The organism is Oceanobacillus sp. M65 (assembly GCF_052246275.1).
GTDB lineage: Bacteria > Bacillota > Bacilli > Bacillales > Amphibacillaceae > Oceanobacillus_B > Oceanobacillus_B jordanicus.
On the sequence record NZ_JBQQCJ010000005.1, the window covers coordinates 236974 to 253048 of the forward strand.

Consider the following 16075-nt stretch of genomic DNA (forward strand, 5'->3'; position numbering starts at 1 on the left):
CTTACCTACCTCCGTTTCGCTTCAGAATGTCTAAAAGTGCTTGGTAGTTATGAAATGTTTGTGTGCCTTCTTTAGTTGTTATGGTATTTACACCTTCGCTGAGAGTAATTTTTATGTCTATAGGATTTGTGGTAACCACAGATGACTCAGGAAATATACGAACGGGAAATCCATCTTCGCGTAGAAATTGTGCTGTTTGGATTGCTTCCTTCTGCTTAATCTTCTCATAGGTCATGATAAGCTGTTGCGCCATCGTTACTTCACTTATCTGGCCTTTATGCACTAGCGCATCCTGTAGTAGATCCACTTCTATAGCAAATCCAATAGCAGGCAGGTGAACACCGTATTGGTCTCCTAAATTATTGTAGCGACCTCCCATGAGAAGGGGGTGTCCGACCTGTTCAACAAATCCTTGGAAAATGACATCTGAGTAATAATTCATGTTGTTGATTAGTCCAAGATTTAAGACGATATGTTCTCCAACCTCGTAATCTTCTAATATATCCACAATCTCTGATAGGTTATTAAGATTTTTATGCATCTCTTCATTTAATAGCTTATCGGAAATCTGTTGCATGACTTCCCGCGGTGTCCCATAGAGCATGGGAATAGCTTGCATGGCTTCGCGCAGATCTTCTGTTAAAGATAATTGTTCAAGAAACGGTACCATTTCTACAATGTTTTTTGACTGAATCAACGATTGTAGCTGTTCTATTTCCGAAGGGTTCAATCCTGCTGGAGCAATTAATGATTTAAAGAATCCAGCATGGCCAATTTCTATTTTGAAGTTGGAGAATCCTAATTCCTTTAAATTATGGATAGCGAGCATGATTACCTCGGCATCTGTTTCAGGCCGGTTATTACCCAAGCATTCGACCCCTGCCTGCGTACTTTCCTTCGTACCATTACTGGCTGTACTTCTAAAAACATCTTGAATGTAAAAGTAACGCAACTCTTCTTCTGGCATTCCACCTTCGGCAACCATTCGCGTGATGGGAATGGTAACATCCGGCCGCATAACAAGAACCTTTCCGGAAGAATCAATAACCTTTACCATATCGTCTTTATTTACTGTACCAGTAAGCTTTGAATAAAGATCATAGGATTCAAAAGTAGATGTCCTAATTTGTTCATATCCGTAAGTAGAAAAACGATTTTTAAATTGTGTTATCAAGGTTTCTCTTCGTTTAAATCCCTCTGCATTATATTCCGCTTTCGCTGAACCAATTTGATAGGATGGCATGACAATACTCCTTTCTTTGTCTAACTCCGATCGGCAAAAACTAGGCGACTTCCCTTAGCTCTTTTCAATAAGTCATCATCGATTCGTACCTCATCGTGATTCCTTTATTTTAATCGCTTCGGTCCAGCCGCTACGTTTTTAAACAGCCGTTCTACGCTTTTCTCAATAAATCAAAATATTTTATATCCTTTATCGCTTTATCGCTTTATCTTAGTAAAGTTATATAGTATTGTAAGTAGTATAGTTAGAAAAGTCAACCAAAAGGAGAAGATTTTAATGTTTGATTACCATATACACAGCAATTTCTCGGCTGATTGCTCTACGCCAATGGAGAAAACGATCGAATCTGCGATTGATAAGGGGCTTAAGGAAATTTGTTTTACCGAGCATGTTGATTTCGACTACCCTGATCCAACTATTTCATTTGAGCTTGATCTCAATCAATATGAGAAAAAGCTAAAGGAAATGAAACAGAATTACGGGGAAAGCATTAGTATTAAGAAAGGTGTGGAAATTGGGGTCGAACCACATCTTCTTTCCCGCTATGAAGAACTTATTGCAGCGAACCGCTTTGACTTTATTATTTGTTCCATGCATACGTCTGAGCAAAAGGACCTTCATTCAGGGAGTTTCTTTGCTGGTAAAACGGTGGAAGAGGCATATCAGATTTACTATGAAGAGTTGCTCGATTGTATAACCCATTTTCAGGACTATAACGTGTTGGGTCACATTGACTTGGTCAAAAGGTATACAGAGCAAAAGAGTAGGCTTGATTTTCACGATTTATTAGAACAAATTTTCAAGAGAATTATTGCAGACGGAAAAGGGATTGAATTGAACACATCAGGGTTTCGTTATGGGCTGAACAATGGAATGCCAAGCACAGATATATTAAAACTTTATAAGGAGTGTGGGGGAGAAATCATTACTTTAGGCTCTGACTCTCATATGGAAACAACGGTTGCTTACGGATTTAGGGATGCTTTAGAGTTGCTCCAATCAATTGGCTTTTCCAATATTGCTACTTATTCCGATCAGAAGCCAACCTTTCACGCGATTGAGCAGTTGTTTTAATAAAGTGAAACTTCAATCAGTCGGGGTTTTCATTATTCCCCCACTGATTTTTAGTTGAACGAATCGTTAGCGTCCGTTTACTCCCACTAAAAACTAACTGTTTCTCTTCATGTTTTGAAGTGGGAGTCTTACGGACGGTTGCACCGGGACAAGGGCATGATATTAGAAAGAGTTACCAAAAAGGACGCGAAATTTATCTAACTTACGAATAATTTGGTGTGTCAGGGACAGAAATAGGGCGAAAATGGTATACTTAGGGTACAACTGTGAAAAATGAGGGATACTCTTTGAACCGAAAAAATATTACAAGGCTAACTGTAGGCTTTATAGTCTTGTTGGGAATGATCTCATTGGGTTATCAATCTGAACGAAAACCTGATATTAGTACAACCAAGCCAACGGTTTTTCTGCATGGCTATAAGGGGACCTTTAACTCGTTTGGCTTCATGCTTGATCGATTTGAGGACAAATATAACTGGGGAAATAGGGCGTTAATTTACTATGTTTCTGCCAATGGTGAAATCAGTACACGCAATTTAAGCAAAGGGAGATCAGAGCCGCCACTTGTCCAAGTTGTATTCGAAGATAATCGCGCAGGCTTTACTCAAAGTGCTGCCTGGTTTGCCTCTGTTCTAAAGCATATGAAGCAGCACTATTATGTGGAAAACGTTAATTTAGTTGGGCATTCCATGGGTGGTATAGTGTCACTTGAATTCTTGAAACAATATAATGATAAAGAACTATATCCGAAGGTTGATAAATTTGTGGCTATCGCTAGTCCATTTGATGGTATTTACAGCGAGGGCTATTTTCAAGTAAACCATGGTCCTGCCGCTACAGATCTTATACCTGGATCGGCTGCGCTGGAAATGTTGCGTGAACGGCCATTCCCTGAAGATATCAGTGTCTTAAGCATTGGGAGTACAGGGGATAAGGTAGCGGTGCCAGAAAGCCTTAAATCCTTGCGTCAGATTATCCCAAAGGAACAGCTTGAAGAGATTGTGATAGAGGATAAGAGTCTTGGGCATAGTGGATTGCATGAAAATCAACAGGTCGACCAACTTATCCATTCTTTTCTATGGAAAGATCGTGTTCAATAACTTAAAATGAAATAGGTGCTACGGCATGCGGAATAACTTCAAAGGAATGATACAGATGATTAATCATCCCATATATGAAAAGCTAATAGAAATAACGAACAAGCAAAATGTCATGGTAGATGAATTGTTAAGCAACCATACGTATACGCGACTCGGTGGAAAAGCGGACATTCTTGTTACACCGGAAACATATGAAGAAGTGCAGGCTATCGTAAAGCTGGCTAACAGCGAAATGGTAGCTTTTACGTTGTTAGGAAACGGATCCAATCTAATTGTAAAAGATGGTGGCATCCGTGGGATAGTCATGAACCTAAAAAAACTCAGCTCAATTCAAACGACTTCAAACACCATTGTTGCAGGAAGTGGCGCAAGGATTATTGATGTATCAAGAGAAGCATTGGAGCGTCGGTTAAGCGGACTGGAATTTGCCTGTGGAATACCAGGTTCGGTCGGTGGGGCGCTATTTATGAATGCTGGTGCTTACGGCGGGGAGATAAAAGATGTCCTTGTCAGTACAAAAGTGGTAGACCCGGAAGGTAATTTGCTGACACTGCCAGTAGAGGAATTAGAGATGGATTATCGCACAAGTAACATCCCAGAAAAGAAGTATATTGTACTTGAAGCAACCTTTGTACTTCAACCAGGCGATTATGAACAAATTAAGGAAGTTATGGATGATTTAACGTTTAAACGCGAGTCAAAACAGCCATTGGAATACCCGTCCTGTGGAAGTGTATTTAAACGTCCCCCTGGCTATTTTGCAGGTAAGTTAATCCAAGATAGCGCTTTGCAAGGAAAACAGATTGGCGGGGCGCAAGTATCCCTGAAGCATGCCGGCTTTATTGTAAATAAAGATGGAGCCACAGCGAGTGAATATATTGCTTTAATTCATCACGTGCAGAAGACAGTCGATGAAAAGTTTGGCGTTAAGTTAGAACGTGAAGTTAAAATTATTGGAGAAGATGCATAACTAATAGGGCATCTTCTTATTAAAAAAGCTTTGGACTGCTAAACGGCAGATTCCAAAGCTTTTTTACATGTTAAGAAATTTTTCTTACTAAATGAAACTAACTAGAGTTAAGCTCTAAAGCGCTTAAGGAAGCTTTGCAGTCGCTCGTTACTGGAATGTTCAATAACTTCACTTGCTGTTCCTTGTTCTGCGATAACACCTTCATCAAGGAACAAGACCTTATCTGCAACATCTAGAGCAAAATCCATCTCATGTGTAACGAGGATCATGGCCATTTCTCCCTCTTTTGCAATGTCCCGAATTACCTCGAGTACTTCTCCGACAAGCTCTGGATCCAAAGCAGAGGTTACCTCATCAAACAACATGACCTTCGGGCGCATAACTAAAGCACGGGCCATGGCAACTCGCTGTTTTTGTCCACCGGAAAGCTGGCTTGGATAATTATCCAATTTATGTCCAAGTCCAACTTTTTCAAGCATCTGGATAGAGTGTTGTTTCGCTGTCTGTTTATTTTCCTTCTTCACATGGATTGGTGCGGTCATACAGTTTTCTAAAATAGTCATGTGTGGAAAAAGGTTAAAATGCTGAAAGACCATGCCGATATCTCCGCGCACTTCGCGCAAATGCTTTTCATTCGCATCAACAAGCTGTCCATTCTTATCCATCTTCCATAGGTTTTTCCCGTCGACGATAATATCACCGGAAGTTGGTTTTTCCAATGTCATTAACATGCGGATAATGGTAGTTTTCCCTGAACCACTTGGTCCAATTACCGCTACTTTTTCAGCGGGCTTAATATCAAGATTAATCCCTTTTAATACTTCTACATCCCCAAAGGATTTGTGCACATCCTGAAATGTTACAATTGGCTCTGTCATTTAAGTTGTCGCTCCTTTACTACTATTTAATGTCTCTTTTTTATCAAACCGTCGATTCATCCTTTTTTCTAGCTTACTTATTAGAATAGCAGAAGGATAGCTTAAAACTAAGAATAAAATCGCAACAATTGTTAAAGGCTCCAAATATGCCCAATATTGTGCGCCATAACTATTCGCCATATGAAGGATTCCTACTACGCCAATCGTGGAGGCAAGTGGAACTTCTTTAAACATAATAATTAAGTAGTTTCCAAGCATGGGAATGGTTGGAGGGATTGCCTGTGGCAAAATAATCTTTAACCACTTTTGCCTTGTAGAGAGATTTAGAGCTTGTGAAGCTTCCCACTGTCCCTTATCAACTCCTTCAATTCCGGATCGGTATACTTCTCCGATGTAGGTACTGAAGTGAAGTCCAAGGCCGAGTACTGCACTAGTAAATGGCGACAGAGTCATCCCTACGACAGGAACCATTGGCCATGCAAAGTAAATAAAGAATAATTGTACCAAAGGTGGGGTAGAACGAATAAATTCCATTACCCATGTCACAATCCAATTCAAAGGCTTAAACGGTACTCTTCGTAAAAAGGTCCACACAAAGCCGAATATGAGTGAAAATAAGTAGCAGGCTAATGTTAGTCCAACGGTAATGCCCAGTCCTTCCAATACAACAGGAAAGGCGTCAAAAAATATCTCCCAACTCCAATTATCCATTAGCTAGCCACTCCTTTCTTGGAAATAACTTCTGCTTTGCGCGTTAGCCAGATAATTGGCAACGCTAGAATAAAGTAGAATACTAGAAGAAGTAAGTACACGGTTGGAGCTTGTGACAAATCATTACTTCGCAGAATGTTTCCGTAGTATAATATATCGTTCATGCCAATTAAGTAAACTAAGGAAGTTGCTTTTAGCATTTGAATTAAATAATTTCCGAACTCTGGTAGCATCATGCGCACTGCCTGTGGCAAAATAATCAGCCGCATACGCTGAAAGCTAGACATATTGAGTGCTGTGGCAGCTTCAGTCTGACCCTTGGCCACAGAAAGAATAGATCCCCTTACAATTTCTGACATATAGGCACCATAATTCAGCGCAATGGCAATAACCCCAACAAGCCAATTGCTGCCAAGCTGAATGTCAAAAAGCATGGGTACAGCATAGTAGAGCCAAAATAATTGAACGATTAATGAGGTGCCACGAAATAATTCAATATAGAATCCGGTAGCCTTGCGTATGAATACATTTGAAGATAGACGGCAAAGACCTGCTATAAATGCCATCAGGTAACCTAAAATCGCGGTGGCGATAAGGACAGAGATAGTTATATTAATCCCACGCATAAGGTAGGGGAATATATCTGTAAATACACTAATTGGAAGCACTCCTTTTCATAGTAGTCAACACAGAAAAACATAGGACCTGCCCCCCTTTGGCGGGAGGAAGACCCTATGGAGTCTCGTCATCTAGAAGATGTGAAACGCTCACTTTATCCCGGTGCAACCGTCCGTAAGACTCCACTTCAAAACATGAAGTGAAACCGTGAGTTTTTAGTGGGAGTAAACGGACGCTAACACCCCGATTCGTTCAACTAACAATCAGGGGGGAAGAATGAAAACCACCACTGATTGAAGGTTCACTTTATCCATTTAAAGGAATAAGGCAGTTTTTATTTTTTGTTATGATTAGTAATTTTCTCCGCTGCAAACTGATTCAGTTGTGATTTCTCCGGCTTCAGCCATGTTGCTCTCCGGGTCAAACCCATTTGCTTCAAGCAACTCGGCAACAGTTCCATCTTCTTTCAGTTCTTTAAGTTTTTCATTATACGCATCTCTTAACTCGGTATTATCCTTAGAGAATGCAGCTGCCCCATAGCTTGGTACCCCTTCGATATCAGGCTGCTCGAAATTATCAACAAACTCAAGATCATCGCCAGCTGTTTCCACCGCCATGCGAAGTGTCATTTCTGTGGCAGTTGTAACATCAGCTCTATCCGCTTGGATGGCAGAGAATGTTGCTGGAATATCATCGGCAGGTGTTACTTGATCATCACTAACTCCTACACTTTCAAGATAACCCACTTCTGTTGCACCAGACATTACAGTTACTCGGATGTCCGGGTTGTCGGCGATGTCCTGGTAGCTTTGAATGTTAAGTGGATTTCCAGCCTGTACAACCAAGCCCTCACCATACACCATTTCCGGTTCGCCAAAGGCTGCCTGTTCACAACGGTCTGGAGTAATAGCCATTCCAGCTGTCACGACATCAAATTGATTTGCTTGCAGTCCAGGAATAAGAGAATCGAAATTAGAAAGCTGTGATTTCATGTTATCAATACCTAGTTCCGCAAAGACAGCAGCTGCAATATCTACTGCTGCTCCTTTTAGTTCCCCATCTTCTTCATAAGCGTAGGGCTCTTCATTGGCAAATCCAATTTTAACTGTTCCTGCTTCTTGTAATTCTTCCAATTTTCCGCCATTACTTTCGCTTTCGCTGTCGCCGCCATCCCCACTTGCACCTTCATCTTCTGAGCCGCAGGCAGCCAGAGCGATTAATATTAAACCTAATAAACTAGTAAGTATAATTTTCTTCATATGTTTCTATTGACCTCCTATTTTTTATTTTCCAAGCGTGCTTTTCTTTTATTAAGCCATATTTACAAGGTAATCAATCAAGGCGTACTTTACTCCTAGGAAAAACATCACCCCTTATATGTAAAAAAAATTACCGAAAATTGGCTGACTTAATGAAAAGCACTTATATAGTTATGTTAAAGGTATTACAAGAACGTTTCAAACCCAGTATATTTTGATTATTTATAATTAACTGGCGTATAGTGCAAATAAGTAAGTTAGAGTGTCAGAGACAGAAATATACTAGTGTATTGTTCCATATGCTATCATTTTCCCAACATTTGGTTGAAAATGAAGACATTGATTTATAAAGCTATTCTAGACAATACAGTTAAGGACAAGGTACGATAGAAAGAGTGGAACAAGATTAAACAAAGGGGGAATACTTATGAAAGTTGTGATAATGGGAGCCGGAGCATTGGGTGGATATTTTGGGGCACGATTACACGAGGCAGGGGCAGAAGTAACCTTCTTGGTACGAGAAAAGAGAGCAGTCCAACTGAAGGAGCAAGGTTTGCGAATTTCGAGCAAACAAGGTGATTATACTATTAAAAACCCAAATGTAACGACCGATCCAAATGATATTCCTGAAGCAGACCTTGTATTAGCAGGCGTAAAAGGATATCACTTAGATGGGGTCCTTGAGCCACTAAAAGTGCTTTCCAATAAAGGCGCTTATGTGCTTCCTGTTTTAAATGGAATAGAACATATTGAACTTCTACAAAAGCATTTAGGGAACAAAGCTGTACTCGGAGGCTTGTCTTTTATTATCGCAACATTGGATAATAAGGGCCATGTGATCCATTCAAGTGACTTTCATGACCTTATTTTTGGTCCGCTATATACGGAGCAAACAGAAATATGCGAAAAGCTCCAAGCTCTGTTTACTAAGGCAAACTTTCATGCTATAAATAGCGAGAATATCCTTGAGGAACTTTGGAAGAAATATTCATTTATCAATGCCTTTTCTGGCATTACTACGGCTACGAATCTTGCTATTGGAGAAATAAGAGAACAACCGGAGACGTTTCAGATTGCCAAAGAATTGCTGAAAGAAATGAAGCAGCTGGCAAATGCATATGGAGCAGAATTAAAAGATGAGCATATTAAAGAGGCGGAAAAGAAATTGATCACACTTCAGGCTGAAGCAACCTCCTCAATGCACCAAGACCGAAGAAAAGGTCTTCATCTTGAATTAGAACATCTTCATGGTGGCGCAATCCGGTTAGCTGAAAAGACAGGTATTAATCTGCCTTACACAAAAGCTATATACGGTATCATCAAGCCATTTGAAAAGGCGTAGAAATGGAGGGGGCAATTTGTCTACATTTACTATTGTTATTATTGTGATGGTCGCTGTAGTGGCAATTGTTTTGCTTTTATCGCTGTTTACCATTTCAAAAGGGTATGCATACAAACATGAAGTTGATCCATTACCTGGTGAGGATAGCAACAAAGAGGATAACCAGGAAGAAAAAGAAGAGGAGAAATGATAAAAATGAAATTTTCAACAATAGGTACAAGCTGGATAACAGAATCCTTTATAGCAGCAGCGAAACAATCAGGATCTGCTGAACTACATGCTGTTTATTCTAGAACAGAGGAAAGTGCTAAAGCATTCGCGGAGAAAAACGGAGCGAAACAGTGGTTTTCTAATTTGGAAGCTATGCTACAGGACGAAGAATCCGATTTTATTTATATTGCTTCACCGAATAGAATGCATTATGAGCATATGATTATGTGTATGGAGAATGGCAAACATGTGTTTTGTGAAAAACCAATGGTCTTAAATGAATCACAGTGGAATCATGTACAGGAGACAGCAAAGGAAAAGGGCGTCTTTGTATTTGAAGGATTTCGCCATCTTTATTCCCCTAACTATAAGAAGTTAAAAGATCAGTTGACTCAAGTTGGTCAGGTTCGCAGTGTGATGCTGCAATATGTACAGTATTCTTCTAAATATGATGCCTTTAAAGAAGGAAAAGCACCTAATGTGTTTTCCAAAGAGTTTGCTGGTGGCGCAGTAATGGATCTAGGCGTTTACCCACTAAGTTTGGCACTAGACTTGTTTGGCGAACCGAATAACATTAACTATTTTCCTGTCCTGCTGTCGAACGGGACGGATGGAAGTGGCACCCTTGTACTAACCTATAACGAATTTGTTGTCACCATCCTCTGTTCAAAAATAGCCCAAGGGACCGCACCATCTGAAATTCATGGGGAAGATGGTGCCTTAAGAATGGATCATGTGGCACCAATCGAACAGCTGTCCTTTTATGATAGAAAAACAAAAGAGACAACAGAATTAGCTGAAAAGCAGGAGCAATTAGACATGATTTATGAAGCCCGAGCTTTCGTTAAGATGGTAAAGGAACAAAACCTTGAGGATCACGCGGCAGGACTAGAACGTAGTAGACAGGTTGCAAAATGGACGTCCGAAGCAAGAAAACAACACAATATCCTATTTCCAGGAGAGTAATAAGGGACGATAAGTAAAAGGTCGAGCGATAAATTTAAAATCGCTCGACCTCTTTTTTTCTATAAAGTTCAAAGGCGAATATAAATACCTTAGCCTCTTTTTGTATCAAGTGGTTTTAATCTAGCTTCAATACGTTCCCTATCTTGTTCGAAATATGGTGGCAATGCCAGCGATTCGCCTAGGTGTTCTGGATCTTCGTCGGTTGTAAAGCCAGGACCGTCTGTAGCTAGTTCAAAAAGAATACCATTTGGCTCTCTGAAATAAAGTGATTTAAAGTAATAACGCTCCACTAATCCTGAGTTGGGAAGTCTGGCACTTTGCAAGCGTTCCTTCCAATACTGTAATTCCTCTTCGTTATCTACACGGAATGCCACATGATGGACACTCCCTCTTCCAGGTCGTTCTCTTGGGAGGTCGGATCTTGTTTCCAAATGAACCTCTGCACCAGTGCCACCTTCGCCAGTTGAAAAGACACGTACATCCTGTTGACCTTGAACTAAGGAAGGGTAACGATCGATCTCCTTAAAGGAGAGAACCTCTGTCAGCACCTTTATGGTTGGATCTGGATCATTAACAGTGAGATGACTTGGTCCAAGTCCGATGATGGCATTTTCAACGGGAACTGGCCCCTTTTTCCATGGGGTACCACCTTTTACACCATTATTTGTTTCATCTGATATTAACTTAAGCCTCTGGCCTTCTGGGTCTCGGAAAGAGACAATTTTTCGGCCACCCACAGTAATGATTTCATCATGGTCAACCTTATACTCGATGAAACGTTGCTTCCAGTATTGTAGAGCATTGTTATCCTTAACACGTAGAGATGTTGCAGAGATACTGCTGACACCAGGATAGGTCGTACCTGCACGTGGTATTTCAAAAAACGTCAAATCAGTACCAGGGTTGCCTATCTCATCTGCATAAAATAAATGGTACACGGAAGTATCATCCTGGTTTACAGTCTTTTTAACAAGGCGCATTCCAAGAACTTCTGTATAAAAAGAGTAGTTGTCTGCTGCGTTTGACGTTAATGCTGAGACGTGGTGGATACCTTTCAGTTCCATATGTTTTCCTCCTTCGATCAATTGTGTATGATATTTACTCGGAAAATAGTTTGAATTCAAGATAATTTTATTATAATCCTCACTGGATTAATTGTCTACTTCCTCGACTCCCTGTTCAATCTTTGGTCTTAACCCGTTCTGAAGATCTCTTATTGAAAGGCCAAACGTCATTTGAAGGTGCGGATAATCTTTGAAGTTCTCCCAATCCCCACCCCATTCAAAGCCGAGATCCTTTGCTATATCTGCAACCTCGAACCAGTCAGAATCCCCATCTCCATTTCCGTCATAGTTAAGGTCCCAGATAAGGTTCCCATCCTGATCGGAGAGGGCATAATCAATGGCCAAGCCATAATTATGATAGGATTCTCCTCCTTGTGCGTGTGTAACAATGTTTCCCTCTGTCGTTCGCCCTTGTTCATAAAGTGCGTTCTGTTCATCATAGGTTCGAATGGTTTCCGTGATAATCAATTCTATACCTATATTCTCAGCCTCTTTCACTAGCTTGTTTTTATGCTCTTCTACGATAGGATGAAGCTCTGTTGGAATGGATGCATCCTTTCCTTTGTCATCATATTTTTTGTTTTGTTGGTTATATAATGTAAAAAGCAATACGAAGAATAGGATAATGATAAGCCACGTACTAAGTATGCTAGATGTCTGCCGCATGCTGTTATTCCCCTCAACCTATATTTCTAGTTCTTATCTTATTCTAACAAATAAAGAGGGCATTATGCTGTTGGCGAGGGAGGATTATTGAGCAAATTTCATGTTCTTTCTTTATATTATTTACGTTATAATAAGGCCAATAAAGTGAAACTTCAATCAGTGGGGGGTCGTCCTTCCCGACTGATTGTTAGTTAGCGAATCGTGGTGTTAGCGTCTATTACTACCACTTAAACATTACGGTTTCACTTTAAGTTATAAAAGTGGGGTTTTACGGACGGTTGCACCGGTATAAAGGAGGATTGCGTATGTTAACCTTTATTGTTAGTTTACTGGGTTATATTTTCGGTTGTATCCACGGTTCCCAGGTGGTTAGCAGGATGAAGAAAGTCGATATAAAAAATAGTGGTGTTAAGAATGCTGGGGCTTCCAACACAACAATTTTACTTGGTTGGAAATACGGTATTCTTGTTGCATTAATTGATATTTTTAAAGCAACAGCAGCAATAATGCTAGCTTTATTTATCATAAGAGAGAGCGGTGTTAATGGTGATGCTCAGATTTTACTTGTTTATGTCACGGCACTCTTTGTAATTGTAGGGCATAACTATCCTATCACGATGAAATTTAGTGGAGGAAAAGGGACAGCCAGCCTTGTTGGGGGCCTACTGGCGATTGATTGGAAAATTGCCGTGATAGGGATTGCTATATTGTTTCTATTTACTTTTACGACAGATTACCTTGTTGTTGGGGTACTGTTTATGTACCTGTCATTTCTAGTGACAACATACTTATTTTTCGGTGTGGAACCAACCATGATCGTCGTGTTCTTATCTTTGTTGAGTATTATGAAACATATAGAAAATTATAAACGTATATGGAGAAAAGAAGAGACGAAGCTTTCAAGTATGTTTCGTAAAAAATAATCACTGGAGGAACTTATGCTAGATATTATCATTTGGATCGCTATTAGCGTATTGTTTATACTAAGTTTTGTAGGCATTATTTTCCCAATTGTCCCCTCTGTGCTTGTGATATGGGGAGGATTCTTGCTTTATCATTTCGTGTTAAATAGCAACGAGCTTAATGCTGTTTTTTGGACGGTAATGATTGTTTTAACGGTTGTGCTTATTGTTTCAGATATTATAGCCAATAGTTATTTTGTGAAAAAATATGGTGGTAGTAAATGGGGAGAGCGGGGAGCGGCGATTGCAGTTATCATTGGATCGTTTATTATTCCACCGTTTGGTATCATTATCATCCCATTTGCTGCTGTGTTTATTATTGAAATGATTCAAAAGAGAACAGCACAGGAAGCACTGCTTGCATCTGTAGGATCCTTAATCGGTTTTTTAGGAGGAGCAGTTGCCAAAGTTGTAATACAGCTCGTTATGATTATCTGGTTTATAATCGTTGTGATATTCTAAAGAAAAGCGGAGAGCGCCGTTTATGGAACGCCGACTAAACACGACCCGTCCTGGGTCAACGTCGGCATGACCCGGATCCTCCGGGCCCACGTAGCGTCTGGAGTGAATCAACTGAGATAAAGAAATCATGCCCCTGCAAAAGGGGTATGTCGGCGTTGGCCGGCAAGGCCGGTTTTAGTCGACCTACCTTGTTTAACGAATCGATGATGCCTTATCACAGGTTGGTTTGCGAAGAAGCCTAGTTTCTGGCGCGCGGAGCTAGACAAAAGAAAAGCGGAGAGCGCCGATTATTCTCGCTAAATATTGGTGCTCTCTAAAGTAAGATAGAAAGGGTTTTTTTGATGAAACTACCAGCTAGAGTGATGACCATTGCCGGATCTGCTGCAGGAGGAAGTGCAGGGATTCAGGCAGATTTGAAAACATTTCAAGAATTAGATACCTACGGAATGAGCGTACTTACAGCGATTGTTTCCAGGCATCCCAAGACAAAGAAAAATGTTCATCTCCAGACAATAGAGGCCATTGAAGCACAGTTTGCAACTGCTATCGAGCAGGTAGGTGTGGAAGGAGTAAAAATAGGGATGCTCTTTTCCGAAGAGATAATAGAGAATGTGTCTAGATTAGTGAAACAAGCAGACATTAACTATTTAGTTGTTGATCCGGTAATGGTAGGAAAGATGAATTCGAAGCTACTTGAGGATAAAGCAATTCATGCACTCAAGGAAAAAATGATTCCAATGGCGACTATTATTACACCGAACGTACCAGAGGCATCTTTATTATTAGATGGAAGAAGTATTACGTCTGTGGGGGAACTAAAGCAGGCAGCGGTGGATCTTTATAATCTTGGTTGTCAAAATGTTCTTGTAAAAGGGGGGAGACTGGACGGTCCTGCCATTGATGTCCTATTCGACGGAAAAAATATGACATTGTTTGAAGCCCCGCGTATGGAAACCGCCAATACAAGTGGAGCTGGCTGTACTTATTCTGCAGCCATTACAGCATTTTTAACAAAAGGTTTTTCTGTTTATGAGTCTGTCAAAAAAGCAAAAAGTTTTGTAACGAGTGCGATTGAATATGGTTTTTCCTATACGGATATCGTTGGTCCGACTTACCATGCGGCCGAGAGAAAATATGGAGAAGCTAGCAAAATTAAAATCTATCATGTTAATCAGGGGGAAGCCAAATGAGTAAACGCGCTTTAATTAATGTAGATTACACATATGATTTCGTCGCAGAGGATGGGAAGTTAACATGCGGCGAACCGGGTCAAGCTATAGAGGATAACATCGTAAGCTTAACAGAAAAGTTTATTACGGCGGGAGATTATGTTGTGCTAGCAATTGACGCTCATCTTGAAGGAGACGCATTACATCCTGAAGCTAGGCTTTTTCCGCCACATAATATTATAGGAACATCTGGCAGGAATCTTTATGGAAGTTTAGCCAATCTTTATGAGCAATATAAGGATAAAGAGAATGTTTATTATCGTGATAAAACCCGATATAGCGCTTTTGCTGGGACTGATCTAGAATTAAAGCTGCGCGAACGCGGTATTGAGGAAGTACATATTATTGGAGTATGTACAGACATTTGTGTGTTGCATACAGCTGTAGATGCCTATAACAAAGGGTTCAAGATCGTAGTTCATAAGGGTGCGGTCGCTAGCTTTAATCAAGCTAGCCATGAATGGGCGCTTGGTCATTTTGAAAATACTCTTGGAGCAAGTGTTATATAGAAAAGTTTGTCCCATATAGGAGGGAGAATAGAGATGGAATCATTATTTTTAAAGGAACAGTTTAACTCTTTCACGGTAAAGCAAGCCGCTCCATCAGATGCGGCAGCAGTAACGGAGTTACTTAAAGGTGTCGCCACTCGCTTGCAAGAGAATGGATTAAATCAATGGGAGTTCTTACTTGATGGTGGAGAAGATGCGGAGATTATTAATTCTATTAAACGCGGTGTTACCTATATCGTGACAGACGGTGATAGAGTTGTTGCTACTTTTAATCTCACCAATAAACAAAACGATTGGGATGCTCAGCTTTGGGGAGCTAGAGAGGATAATGCTTATTACATTCATCGTCTTGCCGTACATAACCACTATACGAGAAGAGGAATAGGAAAAGATCTTCTGTTGTGGCTTGATAAAAATTTAAAGGGGGCAACGCTTCGACTCGACTGTATCGCGGATAACACTGTTTTGAATGATTTTTATAAGCACGTAGGGTTCAATTATTTAGGACAGGGGCATGCTGATGGTGACTCTTTTTCCTTATATGAAAAAGAGACTCCCTCTCGAACATTAAACTCCTGAATGTGAAGGGGTGAGAAGAGAGTATCTTCTCACCTTGACTTTACAAGCATATCCCTTTATATTTAGGGATATATCGAAACGTTGACGAGGATTAGTATAATTTGTTTGTCTGTACAAGAGAGGGAATGGCGCTGTGAATTCCTACTGACACGAATTAGAACCTGCCTCCTGAGTTCGCCATTGGAAGGTTTAAACCGTAAAATGAGCGCGGGTCATGCCGTTATACATTTAAG

Annotated in this window: 18 protein-coding genes and 1 other annotated feature (1 of these 19 cut by a window edge); of the genes, 11 read left to right on the forward strand and 7 right to left on the reverse strand. The window is 40.3% G+C overall.

Annotated features, from left to right (window positions below):
• Position 1 precedes the first annotated feature (1 nt).
• On the reverse strand, positions 2-1243 hold the full coding sequence (hisZ, locus tag ACTWPF_RS18030) for an ATP phosphoribosyltransferase regulatory subunit (protein WP_443150016.1): 1242 nt from the start codon (positions 1241-1243) through the stop codon (positions 2-4).
• A 276-nt stretch (positions 1244-1519) separates the two neighbouring features.
• Between hisZ and ACTWPF_RS18035 the strand changes: the two genes are divergently transcribed.
• From ACTWPF_RS18035 to murB, 3 genes are all read left to right on the forward strand, one after another.
• Positions 1520-2317, forward strand: coding sequence for a histidinol-phosphatase HisJ family protein (locus tag ACTWPF_RS18035; RefSeq protein WP_443150017.1), 798 nt, complete (start codon positions 1520-1522; stop codon positions 2315-2317).
• A gap of 287 nt (positions 2318-2604) precedes the next feature.
• Complete coding sequence (locus tag ACTWPF_RS18040; protein WP_036577095.1) at positions 2605-3417, forward strand: alpha/beta fold hydrolase; 813 nt, start codon at positions 2605-2607, stop codon at positions 3415-3417.
• A 25-nt stretch (positions 3418-3442) separates the two neighbouring features.
• Positions 3443-4387, forward strand: coding sequence for a UDP-N-acetylmuramate dehydrogenase (gene murB / locus ACTWPF_RS18045; protein ID WP_443150018.1), 945 nt, complete (start codon positions 3443-3445; stop codon positions 4385-4387).
• A 107-nt stretch (positions 4388-4494) separates the two neighbouring features.
• Here the strand turns inward: murB and ehuA are convergent, their stop codons facing one another.
• The 4 genes from ehuA to ehuB all read right to left on the reverse strand — a co-directional run bounded on the left by ehuA (position 4495) and on the right by ehuB (position 7853).
• On the reverse strand, positions 4495-5265 hold the full coding sequence (gene ehuA / locus ACTWPF_RS18050) for an ectoine/hydroxyectoine ABC transporter ATP-binding protein EhuA (RefSeq protein WP_443150019.1): 771 nt from the start codon (positions 5263-5265) through the stop codon (positions 4495-4497).
• A complete protein-coding gene (ehuD, locus tag ACTWPF_RS18055) occupies positions 5266-5976 on the reverse strand; it encodes an ectoine/hydroxyectoine ABC transporter permease subunit EhuD (RefSeq protein WP_161465409.1) in 711 nt (236 codons plus the stop codon).
• Positions 5976-6602 carry an amino acid ABC transporter permease gene (locus ACTWPF_RS18060; protein ID WP_443150058.1) on the reverse strand — a complete coding sequence of 209 codons (627 nt, stop codon included), beginning with the start codon at positions 6600-6602 and terminating at the stop codon, positions 5976-5978. The genes ehuD and ACTWPF_RS18060 overlap by 1 nt, the downstream gene beginning before the upstream one ends.
• Before the next feature lie 342 nt (positions 6603-6944).
• Positions 6945-7853: an ectoine/hydroxyectoine ABC transporter substrate-binding protein EhuB gene (gene ehuB / locus ACTWPF_RS18065; RefSeq protein ID WP_443150020.1), complete on the reverse strand. Its 909-nt coding sequence runs from the start codon at positions 7851-7853 to the stop codon at positions 6945-6947.
• Between the two features lie 427 nt (positions 7854-8280).
• On the opposite strand from ehuB, the gene ACTWPF_RS18070 reads away from it, so the two are divergent.
• From ACTWPF_RS18070 to ACTWPF_RS18080, 3 genes are read left to right on the forward strand one after another with little or no spacing between them, the layout of a single operon-like run.
• Positions 8281-9195: a ketopantoate reductase family protein gene (locus tag ACTWPF_RS18070; protein WP_161464448.1), complete on the forward strand. Its 915-nt coding sequence runs from the start codon at positions 8281-8283 to the stop codon at positions 9193-9195.
• A gap of 16 nt (positions 9196-9211) precedes the next feature.
• Positions 9212-9385 carry a YtzI protein gene (gene ytzI, locus ACTWPF_RS18075; RefSeq protein WP_081779439.1) on the forward strand — a complete coding sequence of 58 codons (174 nt, stop codon included), beginning with the start codon at positions 9212-9214 and terminating at the stop codon, positions 9383-9385.
• 5 nt (positions 9386-9390) lie between these two features.
• On the forward strand, positions 9391-10371 hold the full coding sequence (locus ACTWPF_RS18080) for a Gfo/Idh/MocA family protein (RefSeq protein WP_161464449.1): 981 nt from the start codon (positions 9391-9393) through the stop codon (positions 10369-10371).
• Between the two features lie 89 nt (positions 10372-10460).
• On the opposite strand, the gene ACTWPF_RS18085 is transcribed toward ACTWPF_RS18080, so the two are convergent.
• Both ACTWPF_RS18085 and ACTWPF_RS18090 read right to left on the reverse strand, forming a co-directional pair.
• Entirely contained in the window at positions 10461-11435 is a 975-nt protein-coding gene (locus ACTWPF_RS18085; protein WP_161464450.1) for a ring-cleaving dioxygenase, read from the reverse strand.
• Between the two features lie 87 nt (positions 11436-11522).
• Positions 11523-12101 (reverse strand): M15 family metallopeptidase, encoded by a 579-nt coding sequence (locus ACTWPF_RS18090; RefSeq protein WP_161464451.1) that lies wholly within the window; start codon positions 12099-12101, stop codon positions 11523-11525.
• Positions 12102-12406: 305 nt separating this feature from the next.
• Here ACTWPF_RS18090 and ACTWPF_RS18095 point away from each other — a divergent pair, with 305 nt between their 5' ends.
• The 5 genes from ACTWPF_RS18095 to ACTWPF_RS18115 all read left to right on the forward strand — a co-directional run bounded on the left by ACTWPF_RS18095 (position 12407) and on the right by ACTWPF_RS18115 (position 15842).
• Positions 12407-13024 (forward strand): glycerol-3-phosphate acyltransferase, encoded by a 618-nt coding sequence (locus ACTWPF_RS18095; RefSeq protein WP_443150021.1) that lies wholly within the window; start codon positions 12407-12409, stop codon positions 13022-13024.
• A gap of 15 nt (positions 13025-13039) precedes the next feature.
• Positions 13040-13525, forward strand: coding sequence for a DUF456 domain-containing protein (locus ACTWPF_RS18100; RefSeq protein WP_106895669.1), 486 nt, complete (start codon positions 13040-13042; stop codon positions 13523-13525).
• A 341-nt stretch (positions 13526-13866) separates the two neighbouring features.
• Complete coding sequence (gene thiD / locus ACTWPF_RS18105) at positions 13867-14715, forward strand: bifunctional hydroxymethylpyrimidine kinase/phosphomethylpyrimidine kinase (protein WP_161464347.1); 849 nt, start codon at positions 13867-13869, stop codon at positions 14713-14715.
• Complete coding sequence (locus tag ACTWPF_RS18110; protein WP_443150022.1) at positions 14712-15263, forward strand: cysteine hydrolase family protein; 552 nt, start codon at positions 14712-14714, stop codon at positions 15261-15263. The genes thiD and ACTWPF_RS18110 overlap by 4 nt, the downstream gene beginning before the upstream one ends.
• Positions 15264-15296: 33 nt before the next feature.
• On the forward strand, positions 15297-15842 hold the full coding sequence (locus ACTWPF_RS18115; RefSeq protein ID WP_161464349.1) for a GNAT family N-acetyltransferase: 546 nt from the start codon (positions 15297-15299) through the stop codon (positions 15840-15842).
• Positions 15843-15914: 72 nt separating this feature from the next.
• Positions 15915-16075: a binding site (T-box leader), on the forward strand; it runs 59 nt beyond the window's last position.

Coding starts and splice junctions, on each gene's coding strand:
- hisZ (WP_443150016.1), bottom strand. CDS start 1,243: ATGCCATCCTATCAAATTGGTTCAGCGAAAGCGGAATATAATGCAGAG.
- ACTWPF_RS18035 (WP_443150017.1), top strand. CDS start 1,520: ATGTTTGATTACCATATACACAGCAATTTCTCGGCTGATTGCTCTACG.
- murB (WP_443150018.1), top strand. CDS start 3,443: ATGCGGAATAACTTCAAAGGAATGATACAGATGATTAATCATCCCATA.
- ehuA (WP_443150019.1), bottom strand. CDS start 5,265: ATGACAGAGCCAATTGTAACATTTCAGGATGTGCACAAATCCTTTGGG.
- ehuD (WP_161465409.1), bottom strand. CDS start 5,976: ATGGATAATTGGAGTTGGGAGATATTTTTTGACGCCTTTCCTGTTGTA.
- ACTWPF_RS18060 (WP_443150058.1), bottom strand. CDS start 6,602: ATGCGTGGGATTAATATAACTATCTCTGTCCTTATCGCCACCGCGATT.
- ehuB (WP_443150020.1), bottom strand. CDS start 7,853: ATGAAGAAAATTATACTTACTAGTTTATTAGGTTTAATATTAATCGCT.
- ACTWPF_RS18070 (WP_161464448.1), top strand. CDS start 8,281: ATGAAAGTTGTGATAATGGGAGCCGGAGCATTGGGTGGATATTTTGGG.
- ACTWPF_RS18080 (WP_161464449.1), top strand. CDS start 9,391: ATGAAATTTTCAACAATAGGTACAAGCTGGATAACAGAATCCTTTATA.
- ACTWPF_RS18085 (WP_161464450.1), bottom strand. CDS start 11,435: ATGGAACTGAAAGGTATCCACCACGTCTCAGCATTAACGTCAAACGCA.
- ACTWPF_RS18090 (WP_161464451.1), bottom strand. CDS start 12,101: ATGCGGCAGACATCTAGCATACTTAGTACGTGGCTTATCATTATCCTA.
- ACTWPF_RS18095 (WP_443150021.1), top strand. CDS start 12,407: ATGTTAACCTTTATTGTTAGTTTACTGGGTTATATTTTCGGTTGTATC.
- ACTWPF_RS18100 (WP_106895669.1), top strand. CDS start 13,040: ATGCTAGATATTATCATTTGGATCGCTATTAGCGTATTGTTTATACTA.
- thiD (WP_161464347.1), top strand. CDS start 13,867: ATGAAACTACCAGCTAGAGTGATGACCATTGCCGGATCTGCTGCAGGA.
- ACTWPF_RS18110 (WP_443150022.1), top strand. CDS start 14,712: ATGAGTAAACGCGCTTTAATTAATGTAGATTACACATATGATTTCGTC.
- ACTWPF_RS18115 (WP_161464349.1), top strand. CDS start 15,297: ATGGAATCATTATTTTTAAAGGAACAGTTTAACTCTTTCACGGTAAAG.